General features: G+C 64.4%; 12 protein-coding genes. 6 read left to right on the top strand and 6 right to left on the bottom strand.

Annotated features, from left to right (window positions below; all coding sequences use genetic code 11):
* Position 1: 1 nt before the first annotated feature.
* The 3 genes from AB7290_RS05870 to AB7290_RS05860 form a co-directional block, all read right to left on the bottom strand.
* Complete coding sequence (locus AB7290_RS05870; RefSeq protein ID WP_094184113.1) at positions 2–1195, bottom strand: efflux RND transporter periplasmic adaptor subunit; 1194 nt, start codon at positions 1193–1195, stop codon at positions 2–4.
* A 327-nt stretch (positions 1196–1522) separates the two neighbouring features.
* The gene (locus tag AB7290_RS05865; RefSeq protein ID WP_063981018.1) at positions 1523–2086 is read right to left on the bottom strand and encodes a hemerythrin domain-containing protein; all 564 of its coding nucleotides are present in this window, start codon (positions 2084–2086) and stop codon (positions 1523–1525) included.
* Positions 2087–2388: 302 nt separating this feature from the next.
* Positions 2389–3414 (bottom strand): SAM-dependent methyltransferase, encoded by a 1026-nt coding sequence (locus AB7290_RS05860; protein ID WP_085401779.1) that lies wholly within the window; start codon positions 3412–3414, stop codon positions 2389–2391.
* Positions 3415–3796: 382 nt separating this feature from the next.
* Here AB7290_RS05860 and AB7290_RS05855 point away from each other — a divergent pair, with 382 nt between their 5' ends.
* The 4 genes from AB7290_RS05855 to AB7290_RS05840 all read left to right on the top strand — a co-directional run bounded on the left by AB7290_RS05855 (position 3797) and on the right by AB7290_RS05840 (position 7901).
* Positions 3797–4822, top strand: coding sequence for a flagellar motor protein MotA (locus tag AB7290_RS05855; RefSeq protein ID WP_085401777.1), 1026 nt, complete (start codon positions 3797–3799; stop codon positions 4820–4822).
* A gap of 152 nt (positions 4823–4974) precedes the next feature.
* Positions 4975–6003 carry a peptidoglycan -binding protein gene (locus AB7290_RS05850; RefSeq protein ID WP_085401776.1) on the top strand — a complete coding sequence of 343 codons (1029 nt, stop codon included), beginning with the start codon at positions 4975–4977 and terminating at the stop codon, positions 6001–6003.
* The gene (locus tag AB7290_RS05845; RefSeq protein WP_085401775.1) at positions 6003–6449 is read left to right on the top strand and encodes a GNAT family N-acetyltransferase; all 447 of its coding nucleotides are present in this window, start codon (positions 6003–6005) and stop codon (positions 6447–6449) included. Before AB7290_RS05850 ends, AB7290_RS05845 begins: the two co-directional genes overlap by 1 nt.
* Before the next feature lie 276 nt (positions 6450–6725).
* Positions 6726–7901, top strand: coding sequence for an IS481 family transposase (locus AB7290_RS05840; RefSeq protein ID WP_085398134.1), 1176 nt, complete (start codon positions 6726–6728; stop codon positions 7899–7901).
* Positions 7902–7950: 49 nt separating this feature from the next.
* Here AB7290_RS05840 and AB7290_RS05835 read toward each other — a convergent pair whose 3' ends face one another.
* Complete coding sequence (locus AB7290_RS05835; protein ID WP_085401847.1) at positions 7951–9795, bottom strand: ABC transporter ATP-binding protein/permease; 1845 nt, start codon at positions 9793–9795, stop codon at positions 7951–7953.
* Positions 9796–9995: 200 nt separating this feature from the next.
* On the opposite strand from AB7290_RS05835, the gene rpmE reads away from it, so the two are divergent.
* A complete protein-coding gene (rpmE, locus tag AB7290_RS05830) occupies positions 9996–10223 on the top strand; it encodes a 50S ribosomal protein L31 (protein ID WP_007599895.1) in 228 nt (75 codons plus the stop codon).
* A 179-nt stretch (positions 10224–10402) separates the two neighbouring features.
* Here rpmE and rcdA read toward each other — a convergent pair whose 3' ends face one another.
* Positions 10403–10912: a protease adaptor protein RcdA gene (gene rcdA, locus AB7290_RS05825; protein WP_028148425.1), complete on the bottom strand. Its 510-nt coding sequence runs from the start codon at positions 10910–10912 to the stop codon at positions 10403–10405.
* 626 nt (positions 10913–11538) lie between these two features.
* Positions 11539–11730: a DUF1192 domain-containing protein gene (locus AB7290_RS05820; RefSeq protein ID WP_085401848.1), complete on the bottom strand. Its 192-nt coding sequence runs from the start codon at positions 11728–11730 to the stop codon at positions 11539–11541.
* Between the two features lie 275 nt (positions 11731–12005).
* Here AB7290_RS05820 and metG point away from each other — a divergent pair, with 275 nt between their 5' ends.
* The gene (gene metG, locus AB7290_RS05815) at positions 12006–13685 is read left to right on the top strand and encodes a methionine--tRNA ligase (RefSeq protein WP_085401849.1); all 1680 of its coding nucleotides are present in this window, start codon (positions 12006–12008) and stop codon (positions 13683–13685) included.
* Positions 13686–13735 lie beyond the last annotated feature (50 nt).

The raw sequence follows: 13735 nt of genomic DNA, 5'->3' as shown, positions 1-13735 counted from the left end.
GTTACCGCGTCAGCTTCTGGGCGTGCCGATTGTCCGCGGTGGCGTCCGCTTCCGACCAGGATTGCGGCTTCACCTTGTCGCCGGCCGCGAACTTCTGGAAGCCTTCGACCACGACCTTGTCGCCGGCCTTCAGGCCCTCGGTCACGAACCAGAGTCCGTCCTGCACCGAGCCCGTGCGCACCGGCTGCACGGCGATGTGGTTGTCGTCCTTGACGACGAACACCTCGCTGCCGCCGCCGCCGTTGCGCTGGATCGCCTGCTGCGGCACCGCGATTGCGTCGCTGTCGAGTCCCTGGTCGATCCGGACGCGGACATACATGCCCGGCAGCAGCTCGCGCTTGGGATTGCGGAATTCGCCGCGCAGGGTCACCTGGCCGGTATGGGCATCGACCTTGGCGTCCGAGAACAGCAGCTTGCCGTCGAGCGAATAAAGGGTGTTGTCGTCGAGCACGAGGCGCACCTTGGCGGCATCGGCGGCGATGCGCTCGAGGTCGCCGCTCTCGAAGGCGCGGCGGAGCTGGTTGAGCTCGGTCACCGACTGGGTGAAGTCGGCATAGATCGGATCGAGCTGCTGGATGCTGGCGAGGTTGGTCTCGTTCTGCACCGCGAGCGCACCCTCGCTGACCAGCGCCGCACCGACGACGCCGTCGATCGGCGCGCGCACGGTGGCGTAGTCGAGATTGAGTTTGGCGCGCGCGAGTTCCGCCTTGCGGCCTTCGACCTCGGCATGGGCCTGACGCTCGGCCGCGATCGCCTTCTCGTTCTCGGCTTCTGGGGCAGCGCGATCCTTGGTGAGGGTGGCGATGCGGTGCGCCTGCTGTCTCGCCTGCATCAACCCGGCCTCGGCCTTGGCGACGGCCGCCTCGGTGGCCATCACCTCGACCTCGAACGGACGCGGATCGATGCGATAGAGCGCATCGCCGGCCTTCACTTCGCTGCCCTGACGGAACAGGCGCTCGACCACGATGCCGGAGATGCGCGGCCGCACGTCGGAGACGCGCGTCGGCGCGATGCGGCCCGGCAGCTCGCGCACCACGGCGCGCGGCTGCGGCTTGACGATGACGATGCTGACGTCAGGATCGGCGGGCTGGGCAGCGGACACCGCAGAGACGGATTCGTCGCAGCCCGCGAGCAGCGGCGTAAGGGCCGCGAGCATCATTGCAACGCATGCCGATCGCGCGCGAAGTCCTGACATGAAGTTAAGTGCCCCGATGTTGTTGAAACTGAAATCACGCTCCGCGCGAACCCGTTCTGGGCGATTCCATGCGGCTGATGCCGTCAAGATAGAAGGTACTTGCTGCGACGCAACGCATTGCGCGGGCGGCTCAATGCCACATGACCTATCATGCTGAGTTCAGGGCGCTTTTCGGGACTCACCGGATTGTGAGTCGGGTTCCATCACCGCGAGCTGCGACAGAAGATCGCAACGGAACGTTACGAGGGTGTGTACCCATAAAGACGATCAAAGCGTTATGCGCGTGATCCGAAGCCGACGTCACCCGCGAGAGCAACGCTCGCTCGACTAATGTCGGCCGGCTTCAGCCTCCTGCTCTAACTGCAAGATCCGTGCTCGTAGCGTGTCAAAGGTTTCTTCGGCAGCCTCGCTAAACAGCGGGTCCTCATGATTGATTGAAGCAGAAGCGATCTCGGTCCAATCCTGAGGCTCTAAAGCCTTGAGGGCGGCAGGAAAGAAATCACGATCTTCCATCATGATGTGACGCCGCTCGCTCTCTATGAAATCGCGAACGACCTTGTCCACATTTTGCCGCAGGATTTCACGATCCGCGAGGACGTAATCGACCGCTTGAGCGACGCGGCGCAAACGCTCGGTCCCCTTCTGGTGCTCAAGTGTGAGGTTACCGATCTTTGCAGCCGCAGCGGGATCGCGACGTTTTAGCTTGGCGAAGACCAGCTCCTCAAGAGGATGATGGTACATCTCGGGATAGAGTTCGAAATAGCTGATAACCGCGCGAATAACTTCGTAGTCAGGGCGGTCCCCGCGATCGAAAATTTCCAGCTCGCGCTCGAGGACGGCGAGCAGTGTCTCGATATTGCGATGTTCTCGGGACAAGCGCTCAATGATCATTGCAGCCTCCAATGAAGTCATTGAGAAAAAATTACATTAGCGTGAAAACATCTCAGCGCTTTGCGCTAGATCAAACCCGGGCCGGAAAGGGAAAAGACGTTATGTCATTGACCAGGGGTCAGTGGGTCACAATGGCTTTCCTGAGGCATTCAGATGTGTTGGCGCCGCGCAGCCTCATCACATTCACCCGCCTTTTGGACCCAACCCGGACCTCTGGCGAGGTCCGCTATCGCGCCTATCAGGGGCGCCGCGAACCTCATACCCTTCCCTGATCTTCGGCGCGAAATTGACGTGTACTCGCCCTAACCCGCCTTCATCCGGTAGTGGCTGACACCCCATTCGCTGCCATCGGCGTAGCCGAACAGCCCTGATGTCGCGAGGAAGAACCAGCGCCAGCGTCGCATCCACAAAGCGGTCTCCTCGCCATGGACGCTGCGCAGGGACGCTTCGATCGTGTCGCGATGCGCATCGAAATTGGCGAGCCAGTCGTTCGCGGTGCGCTGATAGTGTGTACCGCTCCAGCACCATTCCTTCTCGATCCTGAAGACGTCGCCGAATTGCCTGACGAGGTGATGGCTCGGCATCAATCCATCCATGAAGACATGCTGCGCGATCCAGTCCTCGCGATTGGCGCGGTCGAACAGATGAGAGCCGGAACGATGGGTGACGATGTGCATGAAGAAGCGCCCGTCAGGCGCGAGCCAGGACCGCACGCGCGTCATCAGCTTGCGCCAGTTCATCATCTGCTCGAACATCTCGACCGAGACGATGCGGTCGAACTCCCCATCGGGCGCGAACACGTTCATGTCCGCGGCGACCACGCGCAGGTTCAACAGCCCGCGCAGCCGCGCCTGCTCCTCGACATAGGCGCGCTGGGCCTGCGAGTTCGACACCGCCGTCACCTTCGCATGCGGGAACCGCCGCGCCATCCACAGCGACAGCGAGCCCCAGCCGCAGCCGAGCTCGAGGATGGTCTGGCCGTCGGCGAGACCGGCGTGCTCGACGGTCTGGCGCAGCGCCTCCTCCTCCGCCTCCTGCAGGGTGCTCGCATCGGACTTGTAGAAGCAGGACGAATAATTGCGGTTGGGGCCGAGCACCTCCGCAAAGAACGCCGCGGGCACCTCGTCATGCCCGGCATTGACGGCATCCGCGTCCCCGGCGATCGGCCGCAGGATCATCCGCCCGGCGAAGGCGGCATCGTCGGCCGCGCCCAACGCGGACATGCGCGTCGCCGTGCGCGAGCACAGGCGCTGGATCGCGGCGCGGATCACGACGTCCGGCAGCGGCACGCGTTCGGCAGTCCCGAAGATCGCGGAAACGACGCTCATGCGATCACTCCGTTGATCAGGTCTCGTTGTGGCGGCGGCGGAAGGAACGGGCAGGTTCGGGCGTTGCCACCGGCCCGGCGGGCTCTGAGGTCCAGACAGGATCGACCGCGCCGCAGATGCTGCCGCGCCACCCAGGCGAGCGCCATCCGGACCGCGAGCAAGAGCGCGATGACGGCCACTCCCCAGGATTCGTCACCATGCAAAAAATCCGACCTAAGCCTGCGGAATGCCGAAGTTTTGCAAATTGCGCCTCTATCAAAGCGCGGTTTCAGCTTTGGGTTCCGAGAGCTCTCCACGAAATCGGCACATCCGGCGCTTTTTTTGGGCTGCCGCTGTGCCATAGTGCGCCCCGCAAGCAAGTTCGTAACGGATGATACCGGCCATGCCGCCAGGCGCCTCGCCCCGCTCCCCCATCGATATCGAATATACCAAGCTATCCTCGCCCAGCGTTTTCCTGGTGCGGATGCTGGTCTTTCTGGTGCTGTGCACCCTGGTCGGCGTGGTGCTCTACAAGCAGATCATCCTGGCCTTCTTCGCCAATCCCGGCCTCAATGCCCTGATCGGCGGCGTGCTGTTCATCGGCATCATCCTGGCCTTCCGCCAGGTGATCCGGCTCTACCCCGAAGTCTCCTGGGTCAACAATTTCCGCATCGCCGATCCCGGCCTGGCGCCGTCCCGGCACCCGAAACTGCTGGCGCCGATGGCCATGATCCTCGGCGGCGAGCGCACCGGGCGGATGACGATCACCCAGACCACCATGCGGCACCTGCTCGATTCGATCGCGACCCGCCTGGACGAGGCCCGGGACATCTCCCGCTACATGACCGGCTTGCTGGTCTTCCTCGGCCTGCTCGGCACCTTCTGGGGCCTGATCGAGACGGTCGGTTCGGTCGGCAAGGTGATCGACGGGCTCAAGGTCGGGGGCGATTCCGGCGCCCTGTTCGACACGCTGAAGGAGGGCCTCGCCGCCCCGCTCGGCGGCATGGGCATCTCGTTCTCGAGCTCGCTGTTCGGCCTCGCCGGCTCGCTGATCCTCGGCTTCCTCGATCTGCAATCGAGCCAGGCCCAGAACCGCTTCTACACCGACCTCGAAGACTGGCTCGCCACTACCGTGCGCGAATATGGCCACGGCGAGGTTGCGGTCGCAGCCGCCGGTGGCAGCGGCGGCGTTGCCAGCGGCGAGCTCCAGGCCGCCGTCGAGCGCTTACGCTCCGTGCTCGAGGAAGGCAGCGCCAGCCGCGGCACCACGGCGGCAATGGCGAGCCTTGCCGAAGCCATCCAGGCGCTGGTCTCGCACATGCGGACCGAGCAGCAGATGATCCGCGAATGGGCCGACGGCCAGGGCGAGCAGAACCGCGAGATCCGCCGCCTGCTGGAGCGCATCGCGCGCCAGCCCGAGAAGGGCTGAGCCGCGCAAGAAGTATCGTGCGCCGGACGCAGCGCAGCACGCAGTGATGCGCTGCTGAGCCGGGGCCCAGAGAAACAAGGAATGGGTCCCGGCTCTGCGCAGCAGCGTTGCACGCTGCAGCGCGTCCGGGACACGAGAGAACGGAGACGACAATGGCTCTAGCCCGCGGCCGCCGCAGCGAAGCCGGCTTCAACTACTGGCCCGGATTCGTCGACGCGCTGTCGACGCTGGTGCTGTCGATCGTGTTCCTGCTGTCGGTGTTCCTGGTCGTGCAGTTCTTCCTGTCGCAGGAGGTCACCGGCAAGGACAAGGCGCTGGAGCAGCTCAACGCCAAGATCGCCCAGCTCAACGAGCTCTTGTCGCTGGAGAAGCTCGGCAAGCTCACGCTGGACGACCAGGTCTCGCAATTGAAAGCGGGCCTCGCCTCGGCCGAGACCGAGCGAGATCGCATCAAGGGCCTCTATGACGGCCTCGCCGCTGCCGGCAACGACGCCCAGGGCAAGACCACCGAGCTCGGCAAGGCGCTGGACTCGGAGAAGGCGGTCTCGGCGCGGGCGCTGGCGCAGATCGAGGTGCTGAACCAGCAGATCAGCGCGCTGCGCCGGCAACTGGCCGCGCTGGAGGAGGCGCTCGACGCCAGCGAGAAGCGCGACAAGGAATCGCAGAACCGCATCGCCGATCTCGGGTCTCGCCTGAATGTCGCGCTGGCGCAGCGCGTGCAGGAATTGTCGCGTTATCGCTCGGAGTTCTTCGGCCGCCTGCGCACCATTCTGGGCAATCGCCCTGACATCCGCATCGTCGGCGACCGCTTCGTGTTCCAGTCCGAAGTGTTCTTCGACACCGGCCAGGCGACACTTCTGCCCGAGGGCCGCGCCGAGCTCGACACATTGGCGACCGCGCTGATCGATCTCGACAAGAAGATCCCGAGCGAAATCCCCTGGGTGCTGCGCGTCGACGGCCACACCGACATACGCCCGGTCAGCGGCGCGAATTTCAAATCGAACTGGGACCTGTCCGCGGCGCGCTCGATCTCGGTGGTGCAATATCTGATCTCGCTCGGCGTGCCCGCCCAGCGCCTCGTCGCAGCCGGCTTCGGCGAATTCCAGCCGCTCGACACCGCCAACACGGAAGAGGCCTACAAGCGCAACCGCCGCATCGAGCTGAAGCTGACGGAGCGGTAGTGAGCGCCCTCCGCCTCCGCCCCTACCGCCCCGAGGACGAAACCGCCTCGATCGACCTCTGGCATCGCACCTGGCAGCAAGCCTATCCGCAGATCGATTTCGCCGCGCGGCTGGACTGGTGGCGCGAGCGCTGGCGCAAGGATCTGGTGCCGAAAGCCTCGATCGTGGTCGCAGAAGCGGACGGCGTTCTGACCGGCTTCGTCACCATCGACGGCGAAGGCTATCTCGACCAGCTCGTGGTCGATCCCGCGCACTGGGGCTCGGATGCGGCCAGGCTGCTGGTGGATGAGGCCAAGCGCCTGTCACCGTCGGGCGTCACGCTGCTCGTCAACAAGGACAATGCCCGCGCCATCCGATTCTACGAGCGCAACGGCTTTGCCCATGCCGGAGACGATTTGAACCCGACCTCGGGACGGCCGGTGCTGAAGATGACATGGCGGGCGTGACGAGGTTTGCTGCCGCCCCCCTCCGCTGTCATGCCCCGGCTTGCCGCCTTCGCTGAAGCTTCGGCGTGCCGAGCGCTCGTGTGGGCCTCGGCGTAGCCTTGGCGGAGCCGGGACCGAGACATCCAGTACGCCGCGACTTCTCCGAATCCCACTACTGTCTCTGGAATACTGGATCACCCGCTTTCTTGTTTAGCCCGGACAGATCACTGACGGGTGTTCGGAGACATAGCTGACACATCAACATTGGCTGGATTGGTCCGATTCGGGAGGCCGTCCATGCCTTGGAGCGAGGTGTCAGTGATGGATCAGCGCCACGAGTTTGTGCGGCTGGCTTTGCAGGAGGGCGCCAACCGGCGCGAACTGTGCCGTCGGTTCAACATCAGTCCTGACGTCGGCTACAAGTGGCTGGCGCGCTGGCAGGCCGGCGATCGGGAGCTGGCCGACTGTTCCCGGCGCCCGCATGCGATGCCCAAGCGGAGTGAGGCTGCGGTCGAGGCAGAAGTCCTGGCTGTACGCGACAAGCATCCGGCTTGGGGAGCACGGAAGATTGCCCATTGCCTGAAGCGGGGCGGGCAGACGGTGCCTGTGCCATCAACGGTGCACCAGATCCTGTGTCGGAACGACCGGATCAAACCGAGTGAGAATGCGCCGCCCAATCCGGGCCACCGGTTCGAGAAGGAAGCTCCCAACCTGCTGTGGCAGATGGACTTCAAGGGTCACCTGCCGCTCGCCAATGGGACGCGGTGCCATCCGCTAACGATCGTCGACGATCACTCGCGCTACGTGCTGTGCCTGAAGGCATGTGCCGACGAGCAGCGCCTCACCGTGCAGAATCACCTGTCGACGACGTTCCGCTGCTATGGCCTGCCGGAGGCCTTCTACACCGACAATGGCTCACCCTGGGGCGATACGTCCGGCATTCGTTGGACCGGACTGAAGGTGTGGCTGCTCAAGCTTGGCGTCAGGGTGGTGCACGCAAGGCCATGCCACCCACAGGCCCGCGGCAAGAACGAACGCTTCCATCGCACCCTGAAGGCCGAGGTGTTTGCAATGCGCCGCTTCCGAACTCTCCCGGAAGTCCAGCGCGCCTTCGACGCCTGGCGGCCGGTCTACAATCTGGAGCGGCCTCACCAAGGCCTCGATATGCAGGTCCCTGCCGATCGCTTCCGGCCAAGTGCTCGCCCCATGCCGGCCCGCGTTCCGAACGTCGAATACGACAGCGGCGAGATCGTGCGCAGGGTCTCATCGACAAGACCCTACATCTCCTTCAAGGGACACTTCTGGAAAGTTCCCCAGGCCTTCGCCCGCGAACGCCTTGCCATCCGGCCGCTGGATCGTGACGGCCACTACGGAATCTTCTTCGCCAGCTGGCAGGTCGCATCGATCGACTTGACCAATGGCCAACCTGTCAGTGATGTGTCCGAACAGGTGTCAGCCATGTCTCCGGGCTAAACATTTCGCGGGTGATGACACCGTCAGTGAGGCGACAGTCAGGAGCCCCTCACGCCCCCTCGAACTGCAACCTCGCGAGCCTCGCATAGAGCCCGTTCTTGGCGACGAGCTCCGCGTGCGTGCCCTGCTCGACGATCTTGCCCTGGTCCATCACCAGGATGCGGTCGCAGGAGAGGACGGTGGCGAGACGATGGGCGATCACCAGCGTGGTGCGGTGTCGCATCAGCTCTTCCAGCGCGGTCTGCACCAGCGTCTCGCTTTCGGCATCGAGCGCGGAGGTCGCTTCATCGAGCAGCAAGAGCGGCGCATCGCGCAGGATCGCGCGCGCGATGGCGATGCGCTGGCGCTGGCCGCCGGAGAGCGTGACGCCGCGTTCGCCGAGCGGGGCCTCGAAACCTTCGGGCAGGCGGCGGATGAACTCGGCGGCATGCGCGAGTTCGGCGGCACGCTCGACCTCGGCATCGGTCGCATCGGGCCGGCCGAAGCGGATGTTCTCGCGGGCGCTCGCGGCAAACACGTTGGATTCCTGCGGCACCAGTGCGATGCGCAAGCGGAAATCGCGCGGGTCGGCGGATTTGACCGGCACGCCGTCGAGGGAGATCGCGCCGCCCCGCGGGTCGTAGAAGCGCAGCAGGAGATGAAAGATGGTGCTCTTGCCGGCGCCTGAGGGCCCGACGATCGCGACCTTCTCGCCGGGGCGCACGGTGAACGACACGGCATCGAGCACATTGACGTGAGGCCGCGCCGGATAAGCGAAGCTGACCTGGTCGAAGCCGACCTCGCCGCGCGCCGGCACGGGCAGCGCGCGCGGTGACGCCGGCGCGGTGATCTCGGGCCGCACATGCAGGATCTCGAACAGCCGCTCGGCGGCGCCGGAGGCGGCCGAGACTTCGCCCCAGACCTCGCTGAGCTGGCCGAGGCCGGCCGCGGCAAACGCCGCATAGAGCACGAACTGGCCGAGCCGGCCCGGCGAGATCGTGCCGATCAGGACGTCATGCGAGCCGATCCAGAGGATCGCGACCACGCTTGCGAACACGATGAAGATGATGATGGCGGTGAGCACGGCGCGGGCCTGCGTGGAGGTGCGCGCGGCTTCATAGGCCTGCTCGACCTCGCCGCCAAAACGCTTCTCGGCGAGCCCTTCGCTGGTATAGGCCTGCACGGTGCGGATGGCGCCGACCAACTCGCCCGCATAGGCGGAGGCATCGGCCAGCGTGTCCTGCGCATTGCGCGACAGACGCCGCACCCAGCGCCCGAACGCGACCAGCGGCAGCACGATCAGGGGAATGGCGAGCAGCACGAAGCCGGAGAGGCGCGGGCTGGTGATCACCATCATCGCCGCCGCACCGAAGAACATCATGAGATTGCGCAGCGCGATCGAGACGGAGGCACCGACCGCGGACTTGATCTGGGTGGTGTCGGCCGTGAGCCGCGACACCAGCTCACCGCTGCGCGCGGAATCGAAGAAGGCCGGCGAGAGCGAGAGCAGATGCGCGAAGACGTCGCGCCGGAGGTCGGCGACGATGCGCTCGCCGATCGTCATCACGAGGTAGTATCGCGAGGCGCTGGCAAGCGCGAGCACGGCGACGACCGCGATCATCACGGAGAAGTAGCTGTTGATCAGCGCGATGCCTTCCGGCGTCAGGCCGAAATCGATCATCCGCCTCACAGCGATCGGCACCAGTAGCGTCGTCAGCGCCGCGACCGTGAGCGCGACGAAGGCGAGTGCCGCGCGGCCGCGATAGCGGGCCACATAGGGCGCGAGCGCCAGCAGCGGCCGCAGCTTCGCGCGGCCCTTCGCCGGCGTCTCGATCAACTCGGCTTCGATCGACGGGGCCTCAGGCCCGGCGCGCTCGTCGCGGTACTGGTCGTCAAGCCGTTCCACAGCGCTCATGAGATCGGACCCAAGGAGACATATTAGCTCCACATAGGCCGCTGCGGGGGGAGTGGCAAATCCGGGATGTCCCTTAGGGGACGGCCCGGTTCTCCTTTGCCCACAATGGCTTGTTTTAAAGGGGCCTGTGGGGTATAGACCCCGCCAAATCCGTCATTCGATAGCCACTCAAGACAGGCGCCGGGCGCCGAGGAATTGCCATGAAAGCCGAAATTCATCCGAATTATCATACGATTAAGGTCGTGATGACCGACGGAACCGAGTACCTGACCCGCTCCACCTGGGGCAAGGAAGGCGACACGCTGAACCTCGACATCGACCCGAAGTCGCACCCGGCCTGGACCGGCGGCAACGCCCAGCTGATGGATCGCGGCGGCCGTGTCTCGCGCTTCCAGAAGAAGTTTTCGGGCTTTCTCAAAAAGGATTGATCCCGCCCGCAAGGCTGGACACGAAAAACGCCCCCGGTCAGACCGGGGGCGTTTTTGTTTTGCCGTCATTCCGGGGCGCGACGAAGTCGCGAGAATCCATACTCCCGATCGTGGTTATGGATTCCGGGCCCGCGCCAAGAGGCGCGTCCCGGAATGACGACCGTGATTGTTGATAGACCTTACCGCTCGAACGCGGCCTTCAGCGCGTTGAGCTGCGGCACCAGCGGGTTGCCGATCGCCACGTATTCGACCGGCGGGGTGTGGATGGTGGTGTCGAGGCGGCGCACGCGGGTCTGAAGGCTCATCGAGCGATGGATCAGATCCTGCAGCTGCGAGGGCAGCTTCTCGACGGTATCGGACGGGCCGGGATCGGCGGCGCTGAGCTTGACCTTGGTCTTCTCGCGATTGGCCTGGCTCAGCGTCATCTCGCCTTCCTTCACCGCGCGGTGCAGCAGCAGCCATGAGGCAAGCTGCATCAGGCGGGTGGTCAGGCGCATGCTCTCGGTCGCATAGGTGAGGCTGACGGCGCGATCGAGCGCCTTGGCCTCGGTGCGGCCGGCGCCATCGAGATAGGCGGCCGTCTCTTCCACCAGGTCCATGCCCTCACGGAACAGGACGCCGAACGCCGCAGAATTGGTGAACCGCTCGCTGAGTTGAACGAGAGCACCTTCGGCTTGCAAACGTTCCATGGTTAACGCCCCTTACGCAACTGTCTGACTGTCCGGCTTTGGCGCCGGCTTATGATGAACAAATCATTGCGCGAGCCGGACGCGGAGTCCAGCGACAAGCGCGGATATGGTTTCCGCGCGTCTTTCCTCGGAATTCAACCGGAACGGGACCCAAAAAGGCAAAAAAAGAGCCGCCGGAGACCGGCGGCTTTGAAAGTTGATAACAGGGAGGCGTCAAACAGAGTGGACAGGAGCCACTCGGTGTCCAAACGAGGACAGCTCCAGTCATAAACCCGAAAGCTTAATTGGAAGTAAACGAGCTAATTTTTTGAGAGTTCGTTAGCCATGTCGGTCACTGGCCGAGGGGGCGGCGGAACAAACTCGGCACTCGTCATTCCGGGGCGCCACGAAGTCGCGAGCTTTGATGCGCAATTGCGCATCTGAGAATCCATAGCCACAGGCGGATGCGGTGGCCCGGCTCAGCCTGCCCGTTTCAACTGCCCGTGATTATGGATTCCGGGCTCGGCGCTGCACGCCGCCCCGGAATGACGACGCGAGATAGTTTTGCGCGAAGCATGGGTCCCGTCTCTGCGGAGCAGCGCTACGCGCTGCACCGCGTCCGGGACACGAGAGGTGAGCGCTGGGCCCTACTTCTTGAAAAAACTATCCGCCGCATTGCGCGAGGCTCGCTTCTTGGTGGCGGCTTCCTCGAGCCTTGCGATCTCGGTGTTGAGCAGCGCCACGCGCTCGGTCAGTTCTTCCACTGACAGGAGTGAGAGATCCTGTCCGATTTCATGGCTGACCTTCTTGCGCGGCTTGTCGTCGTCCTCGATGGCCATGTGTCCTCCCGGGCAGTCCTGTCCTGAACGACGCCGATCTGGCGCTTTCCGAGCCGAAATGGTATCGCTTCTGCACAAGGAGAATTTGCAGTGACTTTCGCGAGCGCGCAACACCTGACGCGAATGCCCCGGCCCGACCGCAAGGAGGTTGACCGGACGGGATAAGCGCGCGTCCACGCGCGTGAGGCATGAGCCGACCCCAAGCCCTTCCGATCATGCGGGAGGGCTTTTGATTTTTCGTCGGTCGGCATCACCAAACGCGAAAGACCGCAGTCATGACCAAAATTCTCATCACCAGCGCCCTTCCCTACGTGAACGGCGTCAAGCATCTCGGCAATCTCATAGGCTCGCTCCTCCCTGCCGATGTCCATGCCCGCTTCAGGCGGCAGATCGGCGACGACGTGCTCTTCATCTGCGCCACCGACGAGCACGGCACGCCGGCCGAGCTCGGCGCCGTTCGCGCCGGACAGGATGTCCGCACTTTCTGCGACGCGCAGCACGCAATCCAGGCCGACATCTACCGCCGGTTCGGCCTCTCCTTCGACCATTTCGGGCGAACCAGCTCGCCACAGAACAGCGCTCTGACGCAGCACTTCTATCGCAGGCTCGACGATGCCGGATTGATCGAGGAACGTAAGTTGCCGCAGGTCTGGTCACCCACGGACGGCCGCTTCCTGCCGGACCGCTACGTGCTCGGCACCTGCCCGCATTGCGGCGACCCGTCCGCGCGCGGTGATCAATGTGACCAGTGTGGCGCGCTGCTCGATCCGCCCGAACTGATCGACCCGCGGTCTGCGCTGTCGGGCGACCGGGCGCTGGAGGTCCGAGAAAGCCGCCATCTGTTCCTGCGCCAGTCGCAACTTGTCGGAGCGTTGAGCGCGTGGATCGATAGCCGCTCCGGCTGGCCCTCCTTCGTGGTATCGACCGCGAAAGGCTGGCTGACAGCCGATCTGCGCGATCGCTGCATCACGCGCGATCTGGCCTGGGGCATCCCGGTTCCGCGACAGGGATTCGCCGACAAGGTCTTCTATGTCTGGTTCGACGCGCCGATCGGTTACATCGCCGCCACCCAGGAATGGGCCGCCGCCGCGCCGAGCCGCGACTGGCGAAAATGGTGGTGGCAGGCCGATGACGTCCGCTACGTCCAGTTCCTCGGCAAGGACAACATCCCATTCCACACCGTGAGCTTCCCGGCGACGCTGATCGGCTCGAACGAGCCGTGGAAGAGCGTGGACGTGATCAAGGGATTCCACTGGCTCAATTACGAGGGCGGCAAGTTCTCGACCAGCCGCAATCGGGGCATCTTTACCGACCAGGCCCTGGAGGAATTGCCCGCCGATCTCTGGCGCTGGTGGCTGGTCGCCAACGCGCCCGAGAGCGCCGACACCGATTTCAACGTTGCCAGGTTCGTCGCCGACGTGAACAAGGATCTCGCCGACATCTTCGGCAACCTCGTCAATCGCATTGTCAGCTTTGCCCATCGGGCCTTCGACGGCCGGATTCCGGAAGGCGGCGCTCCTGACGAGGCCGAGCACCTGCTCGCACGGGAACTGGAGCAGCGTATCGCGACGCTGCGACGCCACCACGAGGCGCTCGAGTTTCGTGCCGCGGCCGCCGCAACGCGTGCGATCTGGGATGTGGCGAACGCTTACCTGCAGCATGCCGCGCCGTGGACGGCCATCAAGTCCGATCGGCTTCGCGCGGCGATCGTGACGCGAACAGCCCTCAATCTGGTCCGCACCTGCGCCGTGCTGGCGTGGAGTATCGTGCCCAGCCTGTCGGAAAATGTGCTGCACGCCTTCGGTGGCGAAGATGCCGCGCCACGCTGGCCCCGTGGCCCAATTGCGGACCTGCTCGACGGCGGCGCCGGCACAGCGATCGCGCCGATCGGTCCACTGGTCGAAAAAATCTCTCCCGAAAGAGCAAGCCATCTGGCGGCGCGGTTCGGGCCTTAATGTCGTTTCACTTCGGCGGAAAAAGGCGATATGCCATTCGCCGAATTCAT

The sequence above is a fragment of the Bradyrhizobium sp. 613_E4_N2_2 genome, assembly GCF_052075995.1.
GTDB lineage: Bacteria > Pseudomonadota > Alphaproteobacteria > Rhizobiales > Xanthobacteraceae > Bradyrhizobium > Bradyrhizobium barranii.
The sequence above is the reverse complement of the archived record's forward strand: the minus strand, read 5'-3'. Positions and strand labels throughout refer to the sequence as shown.